The organism is Phenylobacterium sp. (assembly GCF_036821595.1).
In the GTDB taxonomy this organism is placed as follows: Bacteria; Pseudomonadota; Alphaproteobacteria; order Caulobacterales; family Caulobacteraceae; genus Phenylobacterium.
This window is the reverse complement of the sequence record NZ_DAISJG010000042.1, coordinates 1-23,563: the sequence shown is the minus strand read 5'-3', so window position 1 is coordinate 23,563 and position 23,563 is coordinate 1. Positions and strand designations below refer to the sequence as shown.

Below are 23,563 nucleotides of genomic sequence, written 5' to 3'. Positions count from 1 at the left end.
GCCTTCGCCCCCGAGCCCCCCGATCCCGCGACGGTCCGCCGGACGCTGGCGGTGCGCCGCCGCATCGACGACGCGTTCTGGTCCGAGCACGAGGCGGCCGACTGGCTCGACGAGCCCGAGGACACCCGCAGGCGGCCCCGGCGACCGCCGGCCTCCGATCCCATGTGGGGCAAGCTCGACGCCTTCCTCGACGCGGCCGCCCGGCGGCCCGACCTCCTCGACGCCGACTTCGACATCCTGGTCATCGAGGCCTGCGACGCCATCGGCCTCGACCCCGGCCTGCTCTACGAGATCCGCGACCCCGCCGAGCCCGCGCCCCCCCAAACCGCCGACTCCTCTTAGCCGCTCATCCGACGGCCCCGAACCGGAGCCGGCGCCCCAGGCGCGCTGCGCGCGCGATGAACCACGGAAGATACGGATCACACGGAAGGCGGGCCCCACCGATGGCCACGCCCGCTTCACCCTGCGCGCCTCCGGCGCGCGATTTCACGCTCCCCCGCGCCGCCCGGCTCGCACGTTCCGCGCCGCCCCCATCCGTGTGATCCGTGTAATCCGTGGTTCCTTCCTCTTCGTCGCCGAAGAGCGCGACCGGGAGCCCTACTCCACCGTCCCCGCGACCGCTTCCGTCTCCACCGGCGGGGCGATGACCATGGCCGTGGCGAAGGTCAGGGCCGAGACCGCCGCCAGCGTCGCGGCGGCCAGCACCGGCCAAACCCGCTCCCGGCGCGGCTTCGGCGCGACCAGCGCCCTGGCGCGGGCCAGGGCCTCGGGATCGAGGGCGGACATGGGCCGGATGATCGGCGGAGTCGCACCGCCCGCCAATCCGGCGCTTGGCGAGCACGCCCTCACCGCCTAGTTAGGACCCATGATCCTGGTGATCGATAACTACGACAGCTTCACCTACAACCTCGTCCACTACCTGAACGAGCTGGGGGCGGAGACCGTCGTCCACCGCAACGACGCGGTGAGCGTGGCCGAGGCGCTGGGCCTGAAGCCGCAGGGCGTGCTCCTGTCGCCCGGCCCCTGCACGCCGAACGAGGCTGGGATCTGCCTGGATCTCCTGAGGGCCGCTCCCGACGACCTGCCGATCCTCGGCGTCTGCCTGGGCCACCAGGCCATCGGCCAGGCCTTCGGCGGCGAGGTCGTCCGCGCCAAGGCGCTGATGCACGGCAAGACCAGCCAGATCCACCACACCGGGGAAGGCGTCTTCAAGGGGCTGAAGAACCCCTTCACCGCCACCCGCTACCACTCGCTGTCGGTGGAGAAGCAGGCGCTGCCCGACGTCCTAGAGGTCACCGCCTGGACCGACGACGGCGAGATCATGGGCGTCCGCCACAGGACCCGGCCGATCCACGGGGTCCAGTTCCACCCGGAGTCCATCGCCACCGAATGCGGCCACGAGCTCCTGGCCAACTTCCTCGACATCGCCGGCGTGAAGCGCCTGGCCGACGCCTGACCGGGCCCCCGGAAACGCCATGTCCGACCTCTTCAAGCCGCTGCTCTCGCGCCTGGCCGACGGCGCGACCCTCTCCGAGGACGACGCCGACGAGTTCTTCGCCGCCTGCCTGCGCGGCGAGCCCACCCCGGCCCAGGTCGGCGCGGCGCTCACCGCCATGCGCATGCGCGGCGAGACCATGGGCGAGATCACCGCCTGCGCCCGGGCCATGCGCCGCGCCGCCATCCACATCGAGCCGGGCTTCCCGACCATCGACGTCTGCGGCACCGGCGGCGACGGCCTGCACACCCTCAACATCTCCACCGCCGCGGCCTTCGTGGCGGCGGGCGGCGGGCTGAAGGTCGCCAAGCACGGCAACCGCGCGCTCTCGTCCAAGTCCGGCGGGGCCGACGTGCTGTCGGAGCTGGGCGTCAACCTCGCCGCCCCGGCCGAGACCCATCTCGAGGCGCTGGCGGAGGCGAACATCTGCTTCCTGTTCGCCCCGGCCCACCACGGGGCCATGCGCCACGTCTCGCCGATCCGCACCGAGCTCGGCTTCCGCACCATCTTCAACCTGCTGGGCCCGCTGACCAATCCCGCCGGGGCGAAGCGGCAGGTGGTCGGCGTCTTCGCCGAGCGCTGGGTCTCCCCTCTCGCCCAGGTGCTGGGCGCGCTCGGCGCCGAGCGGGCCTGGGTCGTCCACGGCGGCGGCATGGACGAGATGACCACCACGGGCGAATCCAGCGTCGCCGAGTACCGCGACGGCCAGGTCCGCCTCTTCACCATCACCCCGGAGGCCGTGGGCCTGCCCCGGGCGGCGCTGGCCGACCTCACCGGCGGCACGCCCGCCGAGAACGCCCGGGCGCTGCGCGCCATGCTGGGCGGCGAGAAGGGCCCCTACCGCGACGTGGTGCTGCTGAACGCCGCCGCCGCCTTCCTGGTGGACGAGAAGGTCGAGACCCTGCGCCAGGGGGTCGAGCTGGCCGCCCGGGTGGTGGACGAGGGCAAGGCCCTGGCCGCCCTCGACCGCCTGGTGGCCATCACCCAGGCCGCCGCATGAGCGACATTCTCGCCCGGATCGCCGCCTACAAGCGCGAGGAGGTCGCCGCCCGCAGGGCGCAGCGCGACCAGCGCATGATGGAGGCCGCCGCCACCGCCGCCTCTGCGCCCCGCGGCTTCCGCGCCGCGCTCGAGCGCGCCCACGCCCCCGGCCGTCTCGCCCTGATCGCCGAGATCAAGAAGGCCTCGCCGTCCAAGGGCCTGATCCGCGAGGACTTCGATCCCCCGGCTCTGGCCCGCGCCTACGCGGCCGGCGGCGCGGCCTGCCTCTCGGTGCTCACCGACGAGCCCAGCTTCCAGGGCGCCGACGCCTTCCTGCAGGCGGCGCGGGAGGCGGTCGCCCTGCCCTGCCTGCGCAAGGAGTTCCTGGTCGATCCCTGGCAGGTGGCCGAGAGCCGCGCGCTCGGCGCCGACGCCATCCTCGTCATCCTCGCTATGGTCGATGACGCGCTGGCCGCCGCCCTGATGGCCGAGGCCCGCAGGCTGGGCATGGACGCCCTGGTGGAGGTCCACGACGAGGCCGAGATGGTCCGCGCCGTGGCCCTCGGCGCCGACCTCGTGGGGATCAACAACCGCGACCTGCGCACCTTCGTCACCGACCTGGCCGTCACCGAGCGCCTCGCGGCCCGGGCCCCGGCCGGCGCCCTGCTGGTCACCGAGAGCGGCATCTTCACCGCCGACGACGCCGCCCGCCTCGAGAAGGCCGGCGCGACGGCCATGCTGGTGGGCGAGAGTCTCATGCGCCAGGCCGACGTCGCCGCCGCCACCAGGGCGCTGCTCGCCGCCTGAGTCGCTCCGACCCTGGCCGCGCCCCCAGGAAATCCGGAGCGAAATCAGGCGCTAGCACGGTAACTTGACATTAACGAGGAACACCTAGAGAACATCCACAGGTTTTCGCTTTGTTCCTCAGGGGCCGGCAAGATGCTTACCCGCAAGCAGCACGAATTGCTCATGTTCATCCATGAGCGGATCAAGGAGACGGGCGTCTCCCCCTCCTTCGACGAGATGAAGGAGGCGCTGGATCTGGCCTCGAAGTCCGGCATCCACCGGCTGATCACCGCGCTCGAGGAGCGCGGATTTCTGCGCCGCCTGCCCCACCGGGCCCGGGCTCTGGAGGTCGTGAAGCTGCCGCAGCAGGCCACCGCCGCCGCCCCGCCCAAGGGCCGCGCGCCCTTCAAGCCGCAGCTCGTCGAGGCCGGCGCCGCCGCCCCGGTCGCCGCCAACGACACCCGCGAGCTGCCGATCCTCGGCCGCATCGCCGCCGGCACCCCGATCGAGGCGATCCAGCAGGAACGCGACCGCATCCCGGTCCCCGAGACCATCCTGGGCGCCGGCGAGCACTTCGTCCTCGAGATCTCCGGCGACTCGATGATCAACGCCGGCATCCTCGACGGCGACTTCGTGGTCATCCGCCGCACCGACAGCGCCAACTCCGGCGACATCGTCGTGGCCCTGGTCAACGGCGAGGAAGCCACGCTGAAGCGCCTGCGCAAGAAGGGCGCCTCCATCGCGCTGGAGGCCGCCAACCCGGCCTACGAGACCCGCATCTTCGGCCCCGACCAGGTCGCCGTGCAGGGCCGCCTCGTCGGCCTCATCCGCCGCTACCACTGACGGCGCGAGCCTCCGACCGCTTCTGTCGCAGCCGCGTGATCAGCTGATCCGCGTCTGGAGGCCGGCGGTGGGAGGTTGGGATGCGGTCAGTGGCGGCGCGGATCCGGCCCCCACGTCCAGGGCCGATGCCCGCGCAGGTCCTGCGCCCAGGTCACCTGCCAGGTCCCGTCGGCTTGCCGATACAGTTCCGCCGATCCGCTCTGTCGGAAATCGGCGCCCGTGAGCACCAGCGGCGCCCGGCACCCCGCCGGGCGTTCGTCGTTCCGGATCACCACCACCTCGGCGCCGGCGCACATCGCCTCGATCCGTCCCGGCTTCAGCGGCCGCTTCAGGTTCCAGGCCTCCGCCAGCTTCACCGGCGCCCCGGCCGTCGGGACGCAGCTCCACCGGTCGCAGTCGTAGGCGGCACCCGCCGCTTCGGGCGTCAGCCCCCGCCGCCTCGCCCACAGCTCGGCCCCGAAGAGCTTCACGTCGGGCCGGAGCAGCAGGGCGGCCTTCCCTTCCCGCACCGCCGCCGTCGCTCCATCGGCGCTGACCCAGGCGTCCGGCGGCGAGGGCTTGGGGACCAGCAGCACCGCCAGGGCGAACGGAACCCCGGCCCACCGCAATGGTCCCTTCCACAGGCACAGCCACAGGATCCCCAGGAAGGCCGCGGCCAGCGTCCAGCCGGGCCCGCTCGGCACGACGAGCTGGGCGTACGGCGCCGCCGCCGCCATCGCCGCCACCCGATTCATCAGCTCGATGGCGAACCCCGCCGCCGCCAGCGGCGCGGCGCCCAGGCCGACTGGCGTCAGGGCCGCCCCCAGGGCCAGGCCCGGCATCATCAGGAAGGACGAGATCGGCGCCACGGCGAGGTTCGCCGCCAGTCCCCAGGTGGAGACCCGGTTGAAGTGCTGCATGGCGAACGGACCCGTCGCCAGCCCGGCCACGAAGCTCGCCGCCAGGCTGACCGCCGTCCAGCCGAGCGCCGCCTGCACCCAGCGGATCGGCCAGGGCGTGTTGATCTCCTTCACCGGCCTGGGCCAGGCCTCGGCCAGCGCCACCAGGGCCGCGGTCGCCGCGAACGACATCTGGAACCCCGGCTCGGTCACCGCCTCCGGCTGCAGCAGCAGGACGGCCATGGCGGCCAGCGCCAGGGCGTGCAGGCTGATCGCCTGCCGGTCCACGAGCACGGCGCCGAAGGCCACCGCCGCCGTCACCGCCGCCCGCTCGGCCGGCGGCGGGGCGCCGGACAGCACGAGGTAGCCGCCCACCGCCGCCAGCCCCACCAGGGCGGCCGTCTTCTTCCCGTGGATGCGCAGCGCCAGCCAGGGCCAGGCGGCGATCAGGACCCGCGCGCCCGCGAAGGCGAAGCCGCCGACGATGGCCATGTGCAGACCCGAGATGGAGATGATGTGCGCCAGGCCCGCGGCCCGCAGGTTGTCCTCCTGCTCGCGCGGGATGAAGGCCTCGTGGCCCGTGGTCATCGCCGCCGCCAGCCCGCCGCTGGAAGGCCCCAACTCGTCGACGATCCGCCGCGACAGCTCCCAGCGCACCGCATTGATCGCCATCCGCAGCCGCAGCCGCCACGGCGGCCTCGCCTCGGTCTCCCAGGTCACCGGCGGCGTCAGCGCGAAGCCCACCCCGCCCACGCTCTCGAAGAAGGCGTCGCGCCCGAAGTCGTACGCCCCGGGACTGGCCGGTGGCGGCGGGGCGTTGAGGATCGCCAGAAGGCTGACCGGCGAGCCCGGCGCCGGGACCGGCGTCCCGGGCCGGAGCGTCACCCGCACCCGGATCGGCGTCGCACCGGCCGGCCAGTCGCCGATCCGGGCCGGGGCGATCAGCAGCCGCTGGCCGCCCTCGCCCGGGCTCGCCACGTCCACCACCCAGCCCTCGAGGCGCTGCGGCTCGCCGCCGGCCGGCGCGATCGGCGCCCAGACCCGCTCGGTGCGGACCTTGCCCATGCCGAACCCACCGACCGCGCAGGCTCCCAGCACCAGCACGACGGTGAGCAGCCGGGCGCGCGACGCGGCCGCGCCCGCCAGCAGCAGGACCACCACGCCGGCGCAGACCCAGGCGACCCACGCCTGCGGCTCCCGCGGCAGGGCGAAGTACAGCGCCGCGCCCAGGCCCAGGGCCACCGGCGTCCACAGCGTCCAGCGGTCGGTTTGCGCCACGCCCTGGGCGCGCAGCCAGGCCAGCGCATCGGCAAGGCTAGGACGGCTCCGAATCCGCGTGCTAAGAGGCGCCGCCCAGGCGCCCGGCGCCGTCGCCTCCCCAGCCTCACCGATCCCGATGTCCGACCGACCCGTCGTCACCCGTATCGCCCCCTCGCCCACCGGCATGATGCACATTGGCACGGCGAGGACCGCCCTGTTCAACTGGCTTTACGCCCGGCACACCGGCGGCAAGTTCCTGATGCGCATCGAGGACACCGACCGCGAGCGCTCAACCGAGGCCGCCGTGCAGGTGATCTTCGACGGCCTGAAGTGGCTGGGTCTGGAGGCCGACGAGCCGCCGGTCTTCCAGTTCGCCCGCGTGGATCGCCACCGGGAGGTCGCGCAGGAGCTGCTGGCCCGCGGCGCGGCCTACAAGGATTTCATGAGCGCCGAGGAACTCGAGGCGGAGCGGGAGAAGGCCCGCGCCGAGGGCCGGGTCGTCCGCTCGCCCTGGCGCGACGCCACCCCCAACGACGCGCCCGCCCGTCCGTTCGTGGTCCGGCTGAAGAGCCCGCAGGAGGGCGAGACGCTGGTCGACGACCAGGTGAAGGGTCAGGTCAGGTTCCAGAACAAGGATCTGGACGACCTCATCCTGCTGCGCACCGACGGCACGCCGACCTACAACCTGGCCGTGGTGGTGGACGACCACGACATGGGCGTCACCCACGTGATCCGCGGCGACGACCACCTGAACAACGCCGCCCGTCAGACCCTGATCTACCAGGGGATGGGCTGGGACGTGCCGGTGTGGGCGCACCTGCCGCTGATCCACGGGCCGGACGGGGCCAAGCTCTCCAAGCGCCACGGGGCCCAGGCCGTCAGCGAGTTCGACGACATGGGCTACCTGCCGGAGGCCATGCGCAACTACCTGGCCAAGCTCGGCTGGGGCCATGGCGACGACGAGATCTTCTCCGACGAGCAGGCCATCGCCTGGTTCGACATCAAGGACGTGGTCGGCGCGCCGGCCCGGCTGGACTGGGCCAAGCTCAACCACCTCAACAACCACTACATCCGCCAGGCGGACGTGGAGCGGCTGACGACGCTCACCGCCAACGTCCACAGGGGCCGCGACTGGAAGCTGCGCGAGGCCGACCTGCCGGTCCTGGCGCGGACGATCCCGCTGGTCCGCGACGGCGCCAAGACCATGCTGGAGCTGGCCGACGCCACCGTCTTCGTCCTCAAGCAGCGTCCGCTGGAGCTGCCGGAGAAGACGCTGGGCATGCTCAACGACGAGACCCGTGGCCGGCTTTCCCGCCTGCGCGACCGGGTGGCGGGCCAGGACTGGACCGTGTCCGCGCTCGAGCAGGCGATCCGCAGCTTCGCCGAGGCGGAGGGCGTGGGCATCGGCAAGTTCGGCCCGGCGCTCCGGGGCGTGCTTTCGGGCGGCTCGCCCGCCCCCGACCTCGCCGGAACGCTGGTAGCGCTCGGAAAAGACGAAAGTCTTGGGCGGCTTGACGATGCGCTTTCAAGGTCCGCGTAAAACGCTATAAGGCCGCAAACGAGCGTTTCATCTCGCAATCGCGAAAGGGGTTCGCATGGGCGACACGGCGAAGGTCGGCATCGGCGGCAAATCGGTCGAGCTTCCGGTCCTGAAGGGGACGACGGGACCCGACGTGGTGGACATCCGCAAGCTCTACGCCGAGGCCGATGTCTTCACCTACGACCCTGGCTTCACCTCCACGGCTTCGTGCGAGAGCAAGATCACCTTCATCGACGGCGACGCGGGCGTGCTGCTGCACCGCGGCTACCCGATCGACCAGCTGGCCGAGCGTTCGAACTTCCTCGAGGTCTGCTACCTGCTGCTGCACGGCGAGCTGCCGACCGCGCCGGAGTTCGCCGAGTTCGAGCACAACATCACCTATCACACGATGGTGCACGAGCAGTTCGACCGGTTCTTCCAGGGCTTCCGGCGCGACGCGCACCCCATGGCGATCATGGTCGGCGCGGTCGGCGCGCTCTCGGCCTTCTACCACGACAGCACCAACATCGATGACCCGGCCCAGCGGATGATCTCCGCCCACCGGATGATCGCCAAGATGCCGACGATCGCGGCCCGCGCTTTCAAGTACTCCAAGGGCCAGCCGTTCGTTTACCCGCGCAACGACCTCTCCTACGCCGAGAACTTCCTGCGCATGTGCTTCTCGGTGCCGGCCGAGGACTGGAAGCCGAACCCGGTGCTCACCCGCGCCATGGACCGGATCTTCATCCTCCACGCCGACCACGAGCAGAACGCCTCGACGTCCACGGTCCGCCTCGCGGGCTCCTCGGGCGCCAACCCGTTCGCCTGCATCGCCGCCGGCATCGCCTGCCTCTGGGGCCCCAGCCACGGCGGGGCGAACGAGGAGGCGCTGAACATGCTCCAGGAGATCGGCTCGGTGGACCGCATCCCCGAGTACGTCCAGGGCGTGAAGGACCGCCGCTACCGGCTGATGGGCTTCGGCCACCGGGTCTACAAGAACTACGACCCGCGCGCGAAGGTCATGCAGACCACCTGCCACGAGGTCCTGGCAGAGGTGGGTCACTCCAACGACCCGCTGCTGAAGGTGGCCATGGAGCTCGAGAAGATCGCGCTCAACGACCCCTACTTCGTGGAGCGCAAGCTCTATCCGAACGTCGACTTCTACTCGGGCATCACCCTGCGGGCGCTGGGCTTCCCGCCGGACATGTTCACGGTGCTCTTCGCGCTCGCGCGCACCGTCGGCTGGATCGCCCAGTGGAAGGAGATGATCGAGGATCCCTCCCAGAAGATCGGTCGCCCGCGCCAGCTCTACACGGGCGCCCCGCAGCGCGACTACGTCGGCGTCGACAAGCGCGGCTGACGCCTCGAAAGCCGGCGGCTTTTCCTGGCCGCCGGCGGTTTCCTGTGAGAGGGTGAACGGAGCGCGAACGCGCCGCTCCTTCTCACGGTGAATCCCTACGGCCCCTGTGGCGGGTCGTGGTCCGCAAGGCCGTCCACCACCCGCAGGAGCGCCTCGGCGGCGGCCTCGTCGGGGTCCGGCCCGCCCCGTCCCATCCGGTCCAGCGCCGCGTACTGCCGCGCCACCTGGGTCCGGCGCAGCTCCGGATCGTCGAGCCGCCGCGCGACTTCCGCCGCCAGCCTCTGGCCCGTGCACGCGTCCTGGATCAGTTCCGGGGCGACAAAGTCCTGGGCGGCGATGTTGAACAGCGTCACCCACCTCGTCCGGATCAGCCGCTTCAGGATGGCGTAGGTCATCGGTCCCAGCCGGTAGCCCACCACCAACGGGACCCCGGCCAGCGCCAGCTCCGTGGTCACCGTGCCCGAGCAGGCCAGAGCCACGGTCGCGGCCTTCATGGCGTCGTGCTTCGCCGCCTCGCCCTCCAGGACGTAGGCGCGGTGCGGCCAGCCGGCCACCCTGCCCTTCACCGTCGCGGCCACCGTGGGCGCGGCAGGCACGACGACGTGCAGTTCCGGCTCGGCGTCCTTGAGGATGTGAACCGCCTGTTCGAAGGCCGGCAGCACGCGTTCGATCTCGCTCGGACGGCTCCCCGGCAACACGAGCAGGATCGGATCGTCCGGACCCGCCCCGATCTGCCGACGCAGCCGCGCCGGGTCGGCGCCCGAGAAGTCCACGTTCAGAGCCGAGTTGCCGACGAAGGTCACCGGCAGGCCGTGCGCCTCGAACCAGGGGGCGTCGAAGGCGTGGATCGACAGCAGGTGGTCGAAGGTCTCGGCGAGCGTCTTCGCCCGCCCCGGCCGCGTGGCCCAGACCTGGGGCGCGACATACTTCACGAGGGGGAGCTTGGGATCCACCTTCCGGAGGCGCTGGGCGACGCGCAGGGTGAAGCCCCACGAGTCGATCAGTACGGCGACGTCGGGCTTCTCCCGCGCGGCGATGGCGGCGGTCTGCTCGGCGCGCCGCACGACCTTGCGCCAGGCCAGCAGCCCCTCCACGAGGCCGAAGATCGAGAGCTCGGCGATGTCGAAGGGGCTCTCGAGCCCCTCGGCCGCCATCTTCGCGCCGCCGACGCCCACGAACCGCACCTGGTCTCCCAGCCGCCGCTTCAGCGCCCGGGCCAGGCCCGCGCCGCGATCGTCGCCCGAGGCCTCCGCCGCCACCAGCATGACGGTCAGCGGGCGCGCCCTCATGGCTGTTCCGGCTCCACGCCGAGGATGAAGACGCCGAGTTCGTCCGCCAGGGCGGTCACCGCCTCGCGGTCCAGGACCAGCAGCCGCCCGGCCTCGCCGACGATGCCCGCCAAGCCCGCGCGCGCCACCGCCTGGACGGTGGCCAGGCCGATGGTCGGCATGTCCACCCGGGTCTCCTGGATCGGCTTGGGCGCCTTGGCCAGCACGCCCCGGGCCGCGCCCGGCCGGCCGCGGATCGCCTCCGGCAGCTCCGCGACCCGGGCCAGCATGGCGTCGGTGCCCTCCTGGGCCTCCACCGCCAGCACCAGCCCGTCGCAGACGACGGCCCCCTGGCCGATGTCCAGGCGGCCGATGGCGCGGGCCACCTCCAGCGCGCGGACCACATCGGGGCCGGCCGCGTCCGGCGGCGAACAGCGGCCCAGCGGCCCGGGCGGCAGGCCGAGGTCGTCCATCACCTCGTGCGCGCCCTCGACGGCGAAGCCTTCCTTCTCGAACTCGCCGACCAGGAAACGCAGGAGGGCGTCGTCACCCTTGCGCGCCGCTGCGATCGCCGCGGGCAGAGCGGTCAGGCCCCGCAAGTCCGGAATCAGCGCGGCAAAGTCCGGCCGGCTGACGTTGCCGGCCAGGCAGACGGCCTCGCAGCCGGCGCGCTTCAGCGCCTTGAAGCACTTGCCCAGCTCGGCGATCCCGACCTCGGCCCCGGCGTAGGGGGCGAGCTCCCCGCCCGCGAAGCCCTTCAGCCGCACCACGAACAGGGGCCGGCCGGAACGTTCGCAGTGCTCGGCGATCTCGACGGGCAGGCTCCCGCCGCCGGCGATCAGGCCGAGTTTCCTCATCAGACCTCGCGTTCGGGCAGGCACAGCGGCCGGCTGGCGTCCGCGCGGATGAAGTCGATGATCTCCATCACTTCCGGGGACGAGGCATAGGTCTCGATGGTGTCGTCCAGCCGCTCCTGGAAGGTGCCCTCGTCGGCGAACAGCAGTCGGTAGGCGGCGCGAAGGGTGTTGATGCTCTCCCGGCTGAAGCCCCGCCGCTTCAGCCCCACGAGGTTGAGCCCCTCCAGGTGGGCGTGGTTGCCCCACACCGAGCCGTAGGGGATGACGTCCTTCACCACGGCCGCAAGGCCGCCGATCATGGCGTGGCGGCCCACCCGGGTGAACTGGTGCACGGCCGCCAGCCCGCCCACGATCACATAGTCGCCGATCTGGCAGTGGCCGCCCAGCGTCGCCTGCTTGGTGAGGATCACGTGGTCGCCCACGACGCAGTCGTGGCCCACGTGGCTCTCGATCATGAAGAGCCCGTCGGACCCGACCCGGGTCACCCCGCCGCCGTTGACGGTGCCGAGGTTCATGGTCGCGTGTTCGCGGATCAGGTTGTTGTCGCCGATGACGAGGCGGGTGTCCTCGCCCTTGTAGGCCGTGTGCTGCGGCGGCCCGCCCAGGACCGCGAAGGGATAGACCTGGTTGTTCTCGCCGAGTTCGGTGGAGCCCTCGATGACGACATGGCTGTGCAGCCTGGTGCCGCGACCGAGGCGCACCTTCTCGCCCACGACGCAGAACGGGCCCACGGACACGCCCTCGGCCAGCTCGGCGCCCTTGGCGACCAGGGCGGTGGGATGGATGTCGACGCTCACTGGGTGTTGACCACCATGGCGGCGAACTCGCACTCGGCGGCGACCTTGTCGCCCACCAGCGCCTGGCCCGCGAACTTGAACACGTCGCCCCGGTGGCGGACCACCCGCACCGGCATCCGCACCACGTCTCCCGGCCGGACCGGCGAACGGAAGCGGCAGTTGTCGGCCGACATGAAGAAGATCGCCTTGCCGGCGGTGTCCACCTCGAGCGACTTCGACATCAGGACCGCGCCGGTCTGCGCCATGGCCTCGATCAGCAGGACGCCCGGCATGACCGGATAGCCCGGGAAGTGCCCCTGGAAGAACGGCTCGTTCACGGTCACGCACTTGATGCCGACGATGGACTCGCTGGCTCGGTATTCCTCCGCCCTGTCGATGAGCAGGAAGGGATAGCGGTGGGGGATCCGGGACAGGATCTCGGTGATGTCGATCTCGCCGGTTCCGTCGTTGACCGGGGCCTTACGGCTCATTCTCGGGTCCTTCCTTGCGGGTCGCCATCTTGGCGAGCCAGGCGGTCTCACGCATCCACTTGCGGATCGGCCGGGCCGGCATGCCGCCCCAGGTCTCGCCCGCCGGAATGTTCTTCATGACGCCGGCCGCTGCGCCCACGCGCGCGCCGTCGCCGATGCTCACATGGTCGGCCACGCCGGCGCGGCCGCCGAACTGGGCGCCGTCGCCGATGATGACGCTGCCGGAGATGCCGGTGTGCGCCGCCATCACACAGTTGCGCCCGACGCGGACGTTGTGGGCGATCTGCACCAGATTGTCGATCTTGGTGTTCTCGCCGATCACGGTGTCGTCGAAGGCGCCGCGGTCGATGCAGGTGTTGGCGCCGATCGTCACGCCGTCCTGCAGGATCACCCGGCCGAGCTGCGGGATGTCGATCAGCCCCCCGGGGCCCACCGTCGCTCCGAAGCCGGGCTCGCCGATCACCGCCCCCGCGAGGATCCGCACGCGGTCGCCGATGAGCGTGAAGCCGATGGTGACGTTGGCGGCGATCTCGCACTGCCGGCCTATGGCGACGCCCGGGCCGATGACCGTGTTGGGGCCGATCACCGTGCCGCCGCCGATCTGCGCGCCCGGGCCCACCACGACGCCGGGTCCGAGGATCACCCCCTCCTCCAGACGCGCGTCGGGCGCCACGGCCTCGCGGCCGAGATTGGCGCGGGGGCGGTGCAGCCGCTGGGCGGCGATCGCATAGGCGGCGTGGGGCGCCGGCGTCAGAAGGCCCACGCAGCCTTCCGGAATCGCCTCCGCCTGTTTCGGCGCAAGGAAGCAGGCGCCCGGCCGCGCCTGCGCCAGCGCGGCGGCGTGGCGACGGTCGGAGAGGAAGGTGACGGTGTCGGGGCGCGCCTGGGCGAGGATCGCCACGGCGCGGATCGGACGCTCGGCGGCGCCCGGCTCGGAGAGCTCGGCGCCCGTCAGGGCGGCGAGCTCTCCCAAGGTCACGGGGCCAAGGTCCTCGAAGAAGCGCGGGTCGGGCATGACGTCCTGGGAACGGGCGCGACCCGCGCCTTCTCGGCCGGCCGGCTTAGCGACGGGTGGCGGGCGCCGGAGCGCTCGCCGCGCCAGTCTGCGCAGCCGCGGGTTGTTGGTCCAGACGTTCGCGGTCGAAGGCGAACTGGGTGATCTTGGCGTTCAGCGCGGTGATGACGCCCGGGGTGATGTCCATGGCCGGATTGGCGATGACCACGGCGTCGCGGTTCAGCAGCACCGAGCACTGGCGCTGCTGGTAGACCTGACGGATCAGCGGCTCCATCTCCTGGCCCACGCGGCCGACGGCCTTCTGCTCGGTGGCGGCGACTTCCCGCTCGCGCTGCTGGGCCTTGCGCTGCAGGGCGTTGGCGCGGACCTGCAGGGCCGAGGCGCGCTGTTCCAGCGTGGTGCGGTCGAGGGTGGCGCGCTGGCCCTCGAGGGTCTTGCCCTCGTTCTCGATCGTGGTGCGCTCGCCGTTCAGCTCGGCGTTCACCTGCTGGACGATCTGCTGCATGCGGGTGTCGACGTACTTGCCGACCGTCGACCCGGCGATGGCGCCCTGCACCGACAGGATGCAGACGCCGGGCGCGGCCGGCCCGTGAGTCACGGCGGGCGCCGCGGTCGTGGCCGGGGCCTGCTGGGCGAACGCGGAGCCCGCGCTCAGAGCCACGGCGGCGCAGGCGGTCGCGGCGAGAATCTTGGAAGTCATGATGTTCTTAGAACCTGGTTGAGGTGGAGAACCGGAAGGTTTCGGTCTTGTCGTAGTCTTCTTTGGCCAAAATCTGGCTGAAGTCGAAGCGGATCGGCCCCATGGGCGAGCGCCAGAAGATGCTGAGGCCCGCGGAGGCCCGCAGCGACAGGTCGTCGCGCACGAAGGGATTCTCGGTCCCGGCCGGGCAGGCCGTGCCGCCGTCGCGCGGGCAGAGCTTGTCCTCGGCGTCGAGCAGGCCGACGGTGCCGAACTCGGTGAACACCGCGGCCTTGATGCCGTACTGCTCGGGCAGGAAGGTCGGCACGGTCAATTCGACCGCGCCGATGGCGTAGGCCTTGCCGCCCAGCGCGTCCTGGCGGCCGATCGAGGTGTCGCGCGGACCGACGCCCGCGGTCTCGAAGCCGCGGAAGTTGGTGCCGCCCTTGAAGAACCGGTCGTTGATCCGCACCACGTCGCCGTTCCAGCCGTCCACGTAGCCGGCGGAGCCGGTGACGCTGAGGATGAAGTCGCGGGTGAAGCCGTAGTACCAGCCGCCGTCCATCTCGGTGCGCAGGTAGTTCACGTCCCCGCCGACGCCCGCGAGGTCCTGGTTCGCCGCGACATAGAAGCCGCGGGTCGGGTTCAGGTAGTCGTTCCGACGATCCAGGCGGTAGCCGTAGCTCACCAGCGAGGTCAGGAACGAGCCGCGCTGGTCGCAGATCACCGACGAGATGAAGCCCTGCAGGCAGAGGTCGTCGTCGATCGACACGTCGTCCTGACGCACCGTGTAGCCCAGCGAGCCGCGCGAGTTGATGCTGAGCGGGAAGTTCAGGCGCACGCCCGTGCCGATGCTCTCGGTCTTGTAGGCCGAGTACTCGGTGAGGTCGTACTTGTAGTAGTAGACGTCGAGGCCGGCGGCGAGGTCGCGGCCGAGGAAGCGGGGCTCGGTGAACGAGAAGTCCGCCTGCTGGCGCAGCGAGCCCAGGGAGACCCGCGCCCGCACGTTCTGGCCGCGGCCGCGGAAGTTGCGCTGGGTGACCCCCATGTCGATGACCAGCTGGTCCACCGAGGAATAGCCGGCGCTGAACGACAGCTCGCCCGTCGGCTGCTCCTCCACCTGCACCCGCAGGCCGGTGCGGTCGGGCGCGGAGCCCGGCACCTCGGTGATCTCGACTTCCTTGAAGAAGCCCAGCGCCCGGATCTGGTTGCGCGAGCGATCCACGAGGGCGCGATTGTAGGCGTCGCCTTCGGAGACGTTCATCTCCCGGCGGATGACGTAGTCGAGCGTCGCGGTGTTGCCGACGATGTCGATCCGGTCGACGTAGACCCGCGGGCCTTCGTTCACCTGGAACACCACGTCCACCACACCGGTCTCGCGGTTCGGCGTGTAGCGGGGGCGGACGTCCACGAAGGCGAAGCCCGCGGCTCCGGCGGCGAAGGTGAGCGAATCGGTCGCGCGCTCGATCGCCTGGTCCTCGTAGAGCTGGCCGGTGCGCAGGGGCACGAGCGCGGTCAGCACCTCCTTGTCGAGCTTCTGCAGCTCGGTCTCGACGCTGATCTTGCCGAACTTGTACTCGCGGCCCTCGTCGAGGGTGTAGGTGACCACGAAGCCGTTCTTGTCCGGCGCGAGTTCGGCGACCGCCGAGGCGACGCGGAAGTCGTAGAAGCCGCGGTTGCGGTAGTGCTTGCGCAGCTGCTCCTTGTCGTACTCCAGACGGTCCGGATCGTAGTTGGCGTTGTTCGAGAAGAACTTGTACCAGCGGGACTGCTCGGTCACGACCACGTCGCGCAGGTCGTTGTCGGAGAACTCCCGGTTGCCCAGGAAGTTGACCCGCAGCACGCCGCTCTTGGGGCCCTCGTCGATCGCGAAGATCAGGTCGACCCGCTTCTGCGGCAGCTCGACGATCTGGGGCGTGACGTTGGCCGAGATCCGGCCAGAGCGGCGGTAGAGTTCGACGATCCGCTGGACGTCGGCCTGGACCTTGGCGCGGGTGAAGATGCCCCGCGGCCGCACGCTGACCTCGTCGCGCAGCTTGTCTTCCTTGAGCCCCGAGTTCCCCTCGAAGATCACCCGGTTGATGATCGGGTTCTCGACGACGGTGATGATCAGGTCGCCGGCCTGGAAGTCGATCTTCACGTCCGAGAACAGGTCGGTCTGGAACAGCGCCTTCAGCGCCAGGTCAAGGCGCTCGGGGTTCACCGGCTCGCCGGGCTGGATCGGCAGGTAGGAGACGACGGTCGTCTGCTCGATCCGTTCGTTGCCGCGGACGATGATCCGCTGGACGGTCCCAGAGGCTTCCGCCAGCGCGGGCGCAGGCGGGTCCTGCGCGAGCGCCAGACCCGGAGCGACCAGGGCGGTCGAGCCCAGCAGCAGGGCAAGGCCGGAGGCTAGCGCAGCGCTACGGGCGCGGTGTTTGTGCATCGAATCAGCCGTCTGGGAAAAATCGGGAAGCTAGGAGAATAGCCCGCCGAAGAGATTGAACACACGCAGGCGCTGCAGATCGTTCCAGGTCGCGAACAACATCAATCCTAGCACCAGTGCAAGGCCCACCCTGTACCCTGCCGCCTGAACCTTGGCAGCAAGTGGGCGCCGGGCGATCGCCTCGTAGCCATAGAAGAGCAGGTGTCCCCCGTCGAGCACGGGGATCGGCAGGAGGTTCAGGAAGCCGATGCCGACGGAGATGTTGGCCACCAGCACGAGCAGGGTCAGGAGCCCGTTGCGCACCAGCGCCGAGGCGTCCGGAGAGTACTTCACGTTCTGCTTGGTGAGGTCGCCGGAGATCTGCGCCATGCCGAGCGGTCCGGAGAGCTGGTCGGCGGTCTCGCGGCCGCTGATCATCCGGCCGATGTAGAAGACGGTGGTGACCACCACGTCCTGGGTGCGCTGCACCCCGCCGGCGACGGCCTCCAGCGGGCCGTAGCGCTCGAAGGTGACGGCGGAATCGTCGAACGCCACCCCGATGCGGCCCAGCTTCTGGACCCGGCCCAGGCCGTCGGCGACGTCGCCGCGCTCCGGTGTCACCTGGAGGTGGATCACCTGCCCGCCGCGGTCGACCGTGAAGTCGGTGGGCAGGCCGCTCCTCAGGATGATGAGCTGCTTGACGTCGGCCGGGGTGCGGATCGTCCGACCCTCGCCGGCCACCAGCACGTCGCCGGGCCGGAGACCGGCCCGCTCGGCCGGCGCCCCCGGCTCGACCCGCGCGACCCGCGCCGACTGGATCGGCTCGCCCAGCGCCATCAGAAGGCCGGCGAAGATCACCACGGCCAGCAGGAAGTTGGCGATCGGGCCGGCGGCGGTGATCACCGCGCGCTGCCACAGCGGCTTGAAGTGGAAGTAGCGGTCGAGCGCCGCCTCCCCTTCCCGCGCCACCAGGTCGCGGCGCATGGAGTCGAGATCGTCGGTGTCGGGCACGCTGGCGGCGTTGTCGTCGCCGGCGAAGCGGACGTAGCCGCCGAGCGGCAGCCAGCCGATCCGCCACTGCACCCCCGACCTGTCGCGCCAGGAGGCGACGGGACGGCCGAAGCCGATGGAGAACTGGTCGATCTTGGTGCCCAGCCACTTGGCGGCCAGGAAGTGGCCGAGCTCATGGACCGTGACGACGACGCCCAGGACGATGAGGAACGGGACGACGTACATCAGGGCGGTTTGCAGGAAGCCGATCATCGGGACTCCATCAGGCCTGGGCCATAAGACCGCTCACCACGTCGCCGGCAACGCGGCGCGCCGCCGCGTCGGTGGCGCGGGCGTCTTCCAACGCATCGCCCGAGCCCGCCCCGAGGTCCGTGCGCGCCATGCGCTCCAGGGTCTCCGAGACGACGCGGGCAATATCGAGAAAGCGGATTTTCCGGTCAAGGAAGGCGGCTACGGCCACCTCGTCGGCGGCGTTCATCACGGCCGGCGCCCGTCCGCCGGCGGCCAGGGCCTCCTTGGCGATGCGCAGGGCCGGGAAGCGGTCGAGGTCCGGCTCCTCGAAGGTGAGCTGGCCGGCCCTGGCCAGGTCCAGGCGCTGGGCCGGCCACGGCAGCCGGTCCGGCCAAGCGTAGGCGCAGGCGATCGGCGCGCGCATGTCGGGCGGTCCAAGCTGCGCGAGCGTGGAGCCGTCGGCGTACTCGACCAGGCTGTGGACGATCGACTGCGGGTGGATCAAGACCTCGACGCGCTCCGCGGGCATGGAGAACAGGTAGGCGGCCTCGATCACCTCCAGGCCCTTGTTCATCATGGTCGCTGAATCGACCGAAATCTTGGCGCCCATGTTCCAGTTCGGGTGGGCGAGCGCCTGCTCCGGCGTGGCGTGGGCCATCTGCTCGCGTGACCAGCCCCGGAACGGGCCGCCGGACGCGGTCAGGATCAGCCGCGCCACGTGCTGGGCGTTCTCCGGATCCAGCACCTGGAAGATGGCGGAGTGCTCGGAATCCACCGGGATGATCACGCCGCCGGCCAGCCGGGCCGTCCGCAGCAGGGTCGGGCCCGCGCAGATCAGGCTCTCCTTGTTGGCCAGGGCGACGACCGCGCCGGCCCGCGCGGCGGCCAGGGTCGGTTCGAGCCCGGCGAAGCCCACGATGGCCGACATCACCCACTGGGCGTCGGCGGCCGCGGCGTCGGCCACGGCGGCGGAGCCGGCGGCGGTCTCCACCCCGGTCCCGGCCAGCCGCTCGCGCAGTTCGGGGAGCTTGCTCTCGTCCTCGATCACCGCCAGCCGGGGACGCCAGCGTCGCGCCTGCTCCGCCAGCCGCTCGGCGTTGCGGCCGGCGGCGAGCGCGGTGAACTCCACCTCCACCTTGGCCTTGTCGAAGAGGTCGAGGGTCGAGACCCCGATCGAGCCGGTCGAGCCCAGGACGCTGACCTTACGCGGCAGGCTCAATGTCCCCACCCCCAGTGATTCACGAGACGCGCGGCCGACATCACGACCACGGCGAACATCAGCCCGTCGACCCGGTCCAGCAGGCCGCCGTGGCCGGGGATCAGGTCGCCGGAATCCTTCACGCCGAAGCGGCGCTTGATGGCCGACTCCCAGAGATCCCCGGCCATGGTGGCGAGACCGACCAGCAGGCCGATGAGCGCCGCCGCCGCGAGGTTCAGCTGGAAGACCGAGAGCGCCGACATCAGGGCGCCGGTGACCATCGCGGCGGCCAGGCCCCCTGCGAAGCCGGACCAGGTCTTGTTGGGCGAGAACCGCGGCCAGAGCTTGGGACCCTTGAGCGTGCTGCCGACGGCGAAGGCGCCGATGTCGGCGGCCCAGGTGACCGCGAACAGCATCAGGGTCCACCAGTGGCCCTGCACGGACATGGTGTGGTCGGCGTCGCGCAGCCACACGAGGCAGATGCAGGCCGGCGCGATGTAGAAGACGCCGAACGCGGCGTCGGCCGGGCGCTCGGCCACGCCGCGGGCCACGAGCGCCGCGGCGGCCGCGCCCACGAGCACGGCGCCCCAGGCCAGGACGTAGTTTCCCTGATGGCCGAGGAAGACCGCCGACAGCACCGCCACGGTCACGGCCAGCGAGACGCGGACCGGCGCGTAAGGCGCGCTCATGCCGCCCCATTCGATGGAGAGCAGGGCCACGGCCACGGCGAGCAGAACCAGGAAGACCCAGCCGCCCATCCAGGTGGCGAACAGCGCCCCCGGCACCAGGACCACGGCCGAGGCGACGCGCAGGCCCAGGTTCGACCAGTCGAAGCGTCTAGCCGGCGGCAAGGACGTCATCGGCCACCACGGCCCCATAGCGCCGGTCACGGGCGGCGAAGGTCTGCAGGGCGGCCTTCAGGTGCTCGGCGCCGTAGTCGGGCCAGAGCACATCCTGGAAGACCAGCTCCGCATAGGCAGCCTCCCAGAGCAGGAAGTTGGAGAGGCGCTGCTCTCCCGAGGGCCGGATGATCACGTCGGGCGGCGGCGAATCGGCCGTGGCGAGGTGACGGGCGAACAGCTGCTCGTCCAGGTCGGAGGGCTTGGCGCGGCCGGCGGCCACCTCCTCGGCGAAGCGGCGCGCGGCGTCGGCGATGTCGGCCTGGCCACCGTAGTTGAAGGCGATGTTCAGGAAGAACCGGTCGTTGTGGGCGGTGCGGGCCTGGGCGTCCTCGATGATCTTCACCAGTTCGCCCGACAGGCCCGCGCGCCGGCCGATGACCCGCACCCGGACGCCCTCGCGCTCCAGCCGGGCGATGTCGCTCTCGAAGTACCGCTTGGGCAGGGCCATCAGCTCGGCGACCTCGGCCGCCGGACGGCTCCAGTTCTCCGTCGAGAAGCCGAAGACGGTGAGCCAGCGGATGTTGAGCTCCGCGGCCGCCGAGACCGTCCGCTTGAGCGCCTCCACCCCGGCCCGGTGGCCCAGCGACCGGGGGAGGCCCCGCTGCTTGGCCCAGCGGCCGTTGCCATCCATGACGACGGCCACATGCAGGGGCGCAGCGGCCCCCTCGCCTTCTCCAGGCGCGCCCGTCGACGGGGTCTTCTTGTGGGCGGCCATACGATTGATCCTGGGCGCGGAGCGGGCTCGCACGTGTCTCAGACGTGCATGATCTCTTGTTCTTTGGTCTTCAAGGCCTCGTCGACGCGCTTGATCGCCTCGTCGGTGAGCTTCTGGACCTCGCCTTCCATGCGCTTGTGCTCGTCCTGGTTGATCGCCCCGTCCTTCTCGGCCTTCTTCAGGTCGTCGTTGGCGTCGCGGCGGATGTTGCGGACGGCGATGCGCTGCTGCTCGGCGTACTTGCCAGCGATCTTGGCGAGCTCCTTGCGGCGCTCCTCCGTCAGCGGCGGGATCGGGATGCGCAGGTTCTGGCCGTCGACGACCGGGTTCAGCCCGAGCCCCGACGAACGGATCGCCTTCTCGACCGAAACCACCATGCCGCGGTCCCAGACGCTCACGGAGATCATCCGCGCCTCGGGCACGCTCACGGCGGCGACCTGGTTGAGCGGCATGGAGGAGCCGTAGGCCTCGACGTGCACCTGGTCGAGCAGGCTCGCCGACGCCCGGCCGGTCCGCAGCGAGGCGAACTCCTCCTTCAGGGCGGTGACCGCCTTGTCCATGCGATCCTTGTACTTCGACAGCACCGGCTTTTCCGTAGTGGCCATGGACGTGTCTCCCGTCTCTCGAACGTTCTTCAGGTCGAAGGGCTCAGGCGATGGTCGTATAGACCCCCTCGCCGTTCAGCACCTTCAGGAAATTGCCCCGCTCCCGGATCGAGAAGACCACGATCGGGATCTGGTTGTCGCGCATCATGCTGGTCGCCGAGGCGTCCATCACGCGCAGGTCCTTGGCCAGGACCTCCTGGTAGCTCAGCGTCTCGTAGCGCTCGGCGGCGGGGTCCTTCTTGGGGTCGGCGGTGTAGACGCCGTCCACGCTGGTGCCCTTGAAGAGGGCGTCGCAGCCCATTTCCGCCGACCGCAGCGCCGCGCCGGTGTCGGTGGTGAAGAACGGCGCGCCGACGCCGGCGGCGAAGATCACCACGCGGCCCTTCTCCAGATGGCGCAGCGCCCGCCGGCGGATGTAGGGCTCGCAGACGGCCTCCATCGGGATGGCGGACTGTACGCGCGTGTAGACCCCGATCTTCTCGAGCGCGCCCTGCATGGCGAGCGCGTTCATCACCGTGGCCAGCATGCCCATGTAGTCGGCCTGCGCCCGCTCCATCCCGCGGCCCGCCAGGGAAACGCCGCGGAAGATGTTGCCGCCGCCGATCACCAGGCAGAGCTCGACGCCCGACTTCACCACCTCGGCGATGTCCTCCGCCGTACGGTCCAGCACGCCGGTGTCGATGCCGAAGGACTGGTCGCCCATCAGGGCCTCGCCCGACACCTTGAGCAGGACACGTTTGTAGCGCGGCGGGGCGTCGGGCATGGGCGATCCAGAACTGTGGCGGGGAGTAGATATACCAAGGGCGCGAACCGCGTCGACGCGGCCGCGCCCTTGTTTTCGTCAGACGGCTGTTAGGCCTGGCCGGTCATCGACGCCACTTCGGCGGCGAAGTCCGGGCCTTGCGTCTTCTCCACGCCCTCGCCGAGCGCGAAGCGGACGAACGCCTTCACGGCCACCGGCGAGCCGAGTTCCTTGGCGGTTTCGGCCACCAGCTGCTCGATCGTCTGGTCCGGGTTCATCACGAAGGGTTGCTTCAGGAGGACGACCTCCTCCTGCCACTTGCGGATGCGGCCCTCGACCATCTTCTCGGCGATCTCGCGGGGCTTGCCCGACTCCATCGCCGTCTGGGTCTGGATCTCGCGCTCCTTCTCGACGACCGCGGGATCGAGGTCGGCGGGCGACAGCGACAGCGGGGCGGTGGCCGCCACGTGCATCGCGATCTTGCGGCCGACGTCCTGCAGCTTGGCGGCGTCCCCGGCGCCTTCCATGGCCACCAGCACGCCCATGCGGCCGACGCCTTCGCCCTGCACGTTGTGCAGGTAGAGGGCCACGGCGCCCTGGTCGACGCTCAGGCGGGCCGAGCGGCGCAGGCGCATGTTCTCGCCGATCGTCGCGATCAGGTTCGTGACCATGTCGCTGACCGTCTCGCCGGACGAGGTCTTGGCCGCGGAGATGGCGTCGACGCCCTCCTGGGTCAGGGCGACGTCGGCGATCTCGCGGGCCGCCGTCTGGAACTTGTCGTTCTTCGACACGAAGTCGGTCTCGGCGTTCAGCTCGATGAGCACGCCGGTCTTGCCGTCGGCCGCCAGCTTGCCGGCCACCAGGCCCTCGGCCGCGGCGCGGTCCGACTTCTTGGCGGCCTTGGAGAGGCCCTTGGTCCGCAGCCAGTCGGCGGCGGCTTCCATGTCGCCGTTGGTCTCCTGCAGGGCCTTCTTGCAGTCCATCATGCCCGCGCCGGACTTCTCGCGCAGGTCCTTGACCAGCGCAGCGGTGATTTCCGCCATGGTCAGCTCCTTCAAAGCTCTGGGTGTCGACGGACCCCTGTTAGGGGCCCGCCATCAAGGTCTTGTGTCGGCTGGGCGCAGATCCTGCGCCCAACCGGGGCTCTTACGAGTTCGGCTGCTCGGAGGCGGCTTCCGGCGAGGCCTCGGCTTCCGCCGGGGCTTCCGCGCCGGTCATCTCGGCTTCCAGGGCCGCCGCTTCCGGAGCGCTCACCTCGGGCTCGGCCGGGGCTTCCGGCGTCAGGCTGCGGGCCAGCGCCGGCTCCATCGGAGCCTCCGAGGCGCCCAGGTCGACCCCCGAGGCCGCCTGGCCGGCGGCCAGGCCGTCCAGGATCGCGTCGGCCATCAGGTCGCAATAGAGCTGGATGGCGCGGGCCGCATCGTCGTTGCCCGGGATCGGATAGGTGATGCCGTCCGGATTGCAGTTCGTGTCCAGGATGGCGATCACCGGGATGTTCAGCTTGCGGGCTTCCTGGATCGCGATCGCTTCCTTGTTGGTGTCGATCA

The 23,563-nt window shown here is 70.9% G+C and carries 24 protein-coding genes; 7 read left to right on the top strand and 17 right to left on the bottom strand.

Features of this window, described 5'->3' with window-relative positions:
• Positions 1 to 342: hypothetical protein (locus V7Z97_RS15325; RefSeq protein ID WP_334164307.1), on the top strand; the 342-nt coding region annotated here is incomplete at its 5' end.
• A gap of 255 nt (positions 343 to 597) precedes the next feature.
• Here the strand turns inward: V7Z97_RS15325 and V7Z97_RS15320 are convergent.
• Entirely contained in the window at positions 598 to 786 is a 189-nt protein-coding gene (locus V7Z97_RS15320; protein WP_334164306.1) for a hypothetical protein, read from the bottom strand.
• A gap of 79 nt (positions 787 to 865) precedes the next feature.
• Here V7Z97_RS15320 and V7Z97_RS15315 point away from each other — a divergent pair, with 79 nt between their 5' ends.
• The 4 genes from V7Z97_RS15315 to lexA all read left to right on the top strand — a co-directional run bounded on the left by V7Z97_RS15315 (position 866) and on the right by lexA (position 4,105).
• Positions 866 to 1,456 (top strand): anthranilate synthase component II, encoded by a 591-nt coding sequence (locus V7Z97_RS15315; RefSeq protein ID WP_334164305.1) that lies wholly within the window; start codon positions 866 to 868, stop codon positions 1,454 to 1,456.
• Positions 1,457 to 1,475: 19 nt separating this feature from the next.
• Complete coding sequence (gene trpD / locus V7Z97_RS15310) at positions 1,476 to 2,495, top strand: anthranilate phosphoribosyltransferase (protein WP_334164304.1); 1,020 nt, start codon at positions 1,476 to 1,478, stop codon at positions 2,493 to 2,495.
• Positions 2,492 to 3,283 (top strand): indole-3-glycerol phosphate synthase TrpC, encoded by a 792-nt coding sequence (gene trpC / locus V7Z97_RS15305; protein ID WP_334164303.1) that lies wholly within the window; start codon positions 2,492 to 2,494, stop codon positions 3,281 to 3,283. Before trpD ends, trpC begins: the two co-directional genes overlap by 4 nt.
• 132 nt (positions 3,284 to 3,415) lie before the next feature.
• Positions 3,416 to 4,105: a transcriptional repressor LexA gene (gene lexA, locus V7Z97_RS15300; RefSeq protein ID WP_334164302.1), complete on the top strand. Its 690-nt coding sequence runs from the start codon at positions 3,416 to 3,418 to the stop codon at positions 4,103 to 4,105.
• An 86-nt stretch (positions 4,106 to 4,191) separates the two neighbouring features.
• On the opposite strand, the gene V7Z97_RS15295 is transcribed toward lexA, so the two are convergent.
• Positions 4,192 to 6,261 carry a ComEC/Rec2 family competence protein gene (locus V7Z97_RS15295; RefSeq protein ID WP_334164301.1) on the bottom strand — a complete coding sequence of 690 codons (2,070 nt, stop codon included), beginning with the start codon at positions 6,259 to 6,261 and terminating at the stop codon, positions 4,192 to 4,194.
• Positions 6,262 to 6,379: 118 nt separating this feature from the next.
• Between V7Z97_RS15295 and gltX the strand changes: the two genes are divergently transcribed.
• Positions 6,380 to 7,783, top strand: a complete 1,404-nt coding sequence (gene gltX, locus V7Z97_RS15290) for a glutamate--tRNA ligase (protein WP_334164300.1) — start codon at positions 6,380 to 6,382, stop codon at positions 7,781 to 7,783.
• Positions 7,784 to 7,838: 55 nt separating this feature from the next.
• On the top strand, positions 7,839 to 9,122 hold the full coding sequence (gene gltA, locus V7Z97_RS15285) for a citrate synthase (protein ID WP_334164299.1): 1,284 nt from the start codon (positions 7,839 to 7,841) through the stop codon (positions 9,120 to 9,122).
• A 95-nt stretch (positions 9,123 to 9,217) separates the two neighbouring features.
• Here the strand turns inward: gltA and lpxB are convergent, their stop codons facing one another.
• From lpxB to rpsB, 15 genes are all read right to left on the bottom strand, one after another.
• Positions 9,218 to 10,411, bottom strand: coding sequence for a lipid-A-disaccharide synthase (gene lpxB, locus V7Z97_RS15280; RefSeq protein WP_334164298.1), 1,194 nt, complete (start codon positions 10,409 to 10,411; stop codon positions 9,218 to 9,220).
• Positions 10,408 to 11,247 (bottom strand): UDP-2,3-diacylglucosamine diphosphatase, encoded by an 840-nt coding sequence (gene lpxI, locus V7Z97_RS15275; RefSeq protein WP_334164297.1) that lies wholly within the window; start codon positions 11,245 to 11,247, stop codon positions 10,408 to 10,410. The genes lpxB and lpxI overlap by 4 nt, the downstream gene beginning before the upstream one ends.
• On the bottom strand, positions 11,247 to 12,044 hold the full coding sequence (lpxA, locus tag V7Z97_RS15270; protein WP_334164296.1) for an acyl-ACP--UDP-N-acetylglucosamine O-acyltransferase: 798 nt from the start codon (positions 12,042 to 12,044) through the stop codon (positions 11,247 to 11,249). The genes lpxI and lpxA overlap by 1 nt, the downstream gene beginning before the upstream one ends.
• Positions 12,041 to 12,514 carry a 3-hydroxyacyl-ACP dehydratase FabZ gene (gene fabZ / locus V7Z97_RS15265; protein ID WP_334164295.1) on the bottom strand — a complete coding sequence of 158 codons (474 nt, stop codon included), beginning with the start codon at positions 12,512 to 12,514 and terminating at the stop codon, positions 12,041 to 12,043. Before fabZ ends, lpxA begins: the two co-directional genes overlap by 4 nt.
• Positions 12,504 to 13,529, bottom strand: a complete 1,026-nt coding sequence (gene lpxD / locus V7Z97_RS15260; protein WP_334164294.1) for a UDP-3-O-(3-hydroxymyristoyl)glucosamine N-acyltransferase — start codon at positions 13,527 to 13,529, stop codon at positions 12,504 to 12,506. The genes fabZ and lpxD overlap by 11 nt, the downstream gene beginning before the upstream one ends.
• 46 nt (positions 13,530 to 13,575) lie before the next feature.
• Positions 13,576 to 14,229, bottom strand: a complete 654-nt coding sequence (locus V7Z97_RS15255) for an OmpH family outer membrane protein (RefSeq protein ID WP_334164293.1) — start codon at positions 14,227 to 14,229, stop codon at positions 13,576 to 13,578.
• A gap of 7 nt (positions 14,230 to 14,236) precedes the next feature.
• Positions 14,237 to 16,633: an outer membrane protein assembly factor BamA gene (bamA, locus tag V7Z97_RS15250; RefSeq protein WP_334164292.1), complete on the bottom strand. Its 2,397-nt coding sequence runs from the start codon at positions 16,631 to 16,633 to the stop codon at positions 14,237 to 14,239.
• A gap of 30 nt (positions 16,634 to 16,663) precedes the next feature.
• Positions 16,664 to 17,875: a M50 family metallopeptidase gene (locus V7Z97_RS15245; protein ID WP_334164291.1), complete on the bottom strand. Its 1,212-nt coding sequence runs from the start codon at positions 17,873 to 17,875 to the stop codon at positions 16,664 to 16,666.
• Positions 17,876 to 17,885: 10 nt separating this feature from the next.
• Positions 17,886 to 19,082, bottom strand: a complete 1,197-nt coding sequence (locus V7Z97_RS15240; RefSeq protein ID WP_334164290.1) for a 1-deoxy-D-xylulose-5-phosphate reductoisomerase — start codon at positions 19,080 to 19,082, stop codon at positions 17,886 to 17,888.
• Positions 19,070 to 19,912, bottom strand: coding sequence for a phosphatidate cytidylyltransferase (locus V7Z97_RS15235; protein ID WP_334164289.1), 843 nt, complete (start codon positions 19,910 to 19,912; stop codon positions 19,070 to 19,072). Before V7Z97_RS15235 ends, V7Z97_RS15240 begins: the two co-directional genes overlap by 13 nt.
• Entirely contained in the window at positions 19,890 to 20,669 is a 780-nt protein-coding gene (gene uppS / locus V7Z97_RS15230; protein ID WP_334164288.1) for a polyprenyl diphosphate synthase, read from the bottom strand. The genes V7Z97_RS15235 and uppS overlap by 23 nt, the downstream gene beginning before the upstream one ends.
• A gap of 38 nt (positions 20,670 to 20,707) precedes the next feature.
• Entirely contained in the window at positions 20,708 to 21,274 is a 567-nt protein-coding gene (gene frr / locus V7Z97_RS15225) for a ribosome recycling factor (protein ID WP_334164287.1), read from the bottom strand.
• A gap of 43 nt (positions 21,275 to 21,317) precedes the next feature.
• A complete protein-coding gene (gene pyrH, locus V7Z97_RS15220; protein ID WP_334164286.1) occupies positions 21,318 to 22,037 on the bottom strand; it encodes a UMP kinase in 720 nt (239 codons plus the stop codon).
• Positions 22,038 to 22,126: 89 nt separating this feature from the next.
• Entirely contained in the window at positions 22,127 to 23,059 is a 933-nt protein-coding gene (gene tsf / locus V7Z97_RS15215) for a translation elongation factor Ts (RefSeq protein WP_334164285.1), read from the bottom strand.
• A 103-nt stretch (positions 23,060 to 23,162) separates the two neighbouring features.
• On the bottom strand, positions 23,163 to 23,563 hold a 401-nt coding region (gene rpsB, locus V7Z97_RS15210), incomplete at its 5' end, for a 30S ribosomal protein S2 (RefSeq protein WP_334164284.1).

What these genes read in the sequence shown, in the direction of transcription:
- trpD (WP_334164304.1), top strand. Translation starts at nt 1,476, where the DNA reads ATGTCCGACCTCTTCAAGCCGCTGCTCTCGCGCCTGGCCGACGGCGCG.
- bamA (WP_334164292.1), bottom strand. Translation starts at nt 16,633, where the DNA reads ATGCACAAACACCGCGCCCGTAGCGCTGCGCTAGCCTCCGGCCTTGCC.
- fabZ (WP_334164295.1), bottom strand. Translation starts at nt 12,514, where the DNA reads ATGAGCCGTAAGGCCCCGGTCAACGACGGAACCGGCGAGATCGACATC.
- frr (WP_334164287.1), bottom strand. Translation starts at nt 21,274, where the DNA reads ATGGCCACTACGGAAAAGCCGGTGCTGTCGAAGTACAAGGATCGCATG.
- trpC (WP_334164303.1), top strand. Translation starts at nt 2,492, where the DNA reads ATGAGCGACATTCTCGCCCGGATCGCCGCCTACAAGCGCGAGGAGGTC.
- lpxB (WP_334164298.1), bottom strand. Translation starts at nt 10,411, where the DNA reads ATGAGGGCGCGCCCGCTGACCGTCATGCTGGTGGCGGCGGAGGCCTCG.
- V7Z97_RS15245 (WP_334164291.1), bottom strand. Translation starts at nt 17,875, where the DNA reads ATGATCGGCTTCCTGCAAACCGCCCTGATGTACGTCGTCCCGTTCCTC.
- gltX (WP_334164300.1), top strand. Translation starts at nt 6,380, where the DNA reads ATGTCCGACCGACCCGTCGTCACCCGTATCGCCCCCTCGCCCACCGGC.
- lpxI (WP_334164297.1), bottom strand. Translation starts at nt 11,247, where the DNA reads ATGAGGAAACTCGGCCTGATCGCCGGCGGCGGGAGCCTGCCCGTCGAG.
- lpxD (WP_334164294.1), bottom strand. Translation starts at nt 13,529, where the DNA reads ATGCCCGACCCGCGCTTCTTCGAGGACCTTGGCCCCGTGACCTTGGGA.
- V7Z97_RS15320 (WP_334164306.1), bottom strand. Translation starts at nt 786, where the DNA reads ATGTCCGCCCTCGATCCCGAGGCCCTGGCCCGCGCCAGGGCGCTGGTC.
- uppS (WP_334164288.1), bottom strand. Translation starts at nt 20,669, where the DNA reads ATGGCCGCCCACAAGAAGACCCCGTCGACGGGCGCGCCTGGAGAAGGC.
- tsf (WP_334164285.1), bottom strand. Translation starts at nt 23,059, where the DNA reads ATGGCGGAAATCACCGCTGCGCTGGTCAAGGACCTGCGCGAGAAGTCC.
- pyrH (WP_334164286.1), bottom strand. Translation starts at nt 22,037, where the DNA reads ATGCCCGACGCCCCGCCGCGCTACAAACGTGTCCTGCTCAAGGTGTCG.
- V7Z97_RS15235 (WP_334164289.1), bottom strand. Translation starts at nt 19,912, where the DNA reads ATGACGTCCTTGCCGCCGGCTAGACGCTTCGACTGGTCGAACCTGGGC.
- V7Z97_RS15315 (WP_334164305.1), top strand. Translation starts at nt 866, where the DNA reads ATGATCCTGGTGATCGATAACTACGACAGCTTCACCTACAACCTCGTC.
- gltA (WP_334164299.1), top strand. Translation starts at nt 7,839, where the DNA reads ATGGGCGACACGGCGAAGGTCGGCATCGGCGGCAAATCGGTCGAGCTT.
- lexA (WP_334164302.1), top strand. Translation starts at nt 3,416, where the DNA reads ATGCTTACCCGCAAGCAGCACGAATTGCTCATGTTCATCCATGAGCGG.
- V7Z97_RS15255 (WP_334164293.1), bottom strand. Translation starts at nt 14,229, where the DNA reads ATGACTTCCAAGATTCTCGCCGCGACCGCCTGCGCCGCCGTGGCTCTG.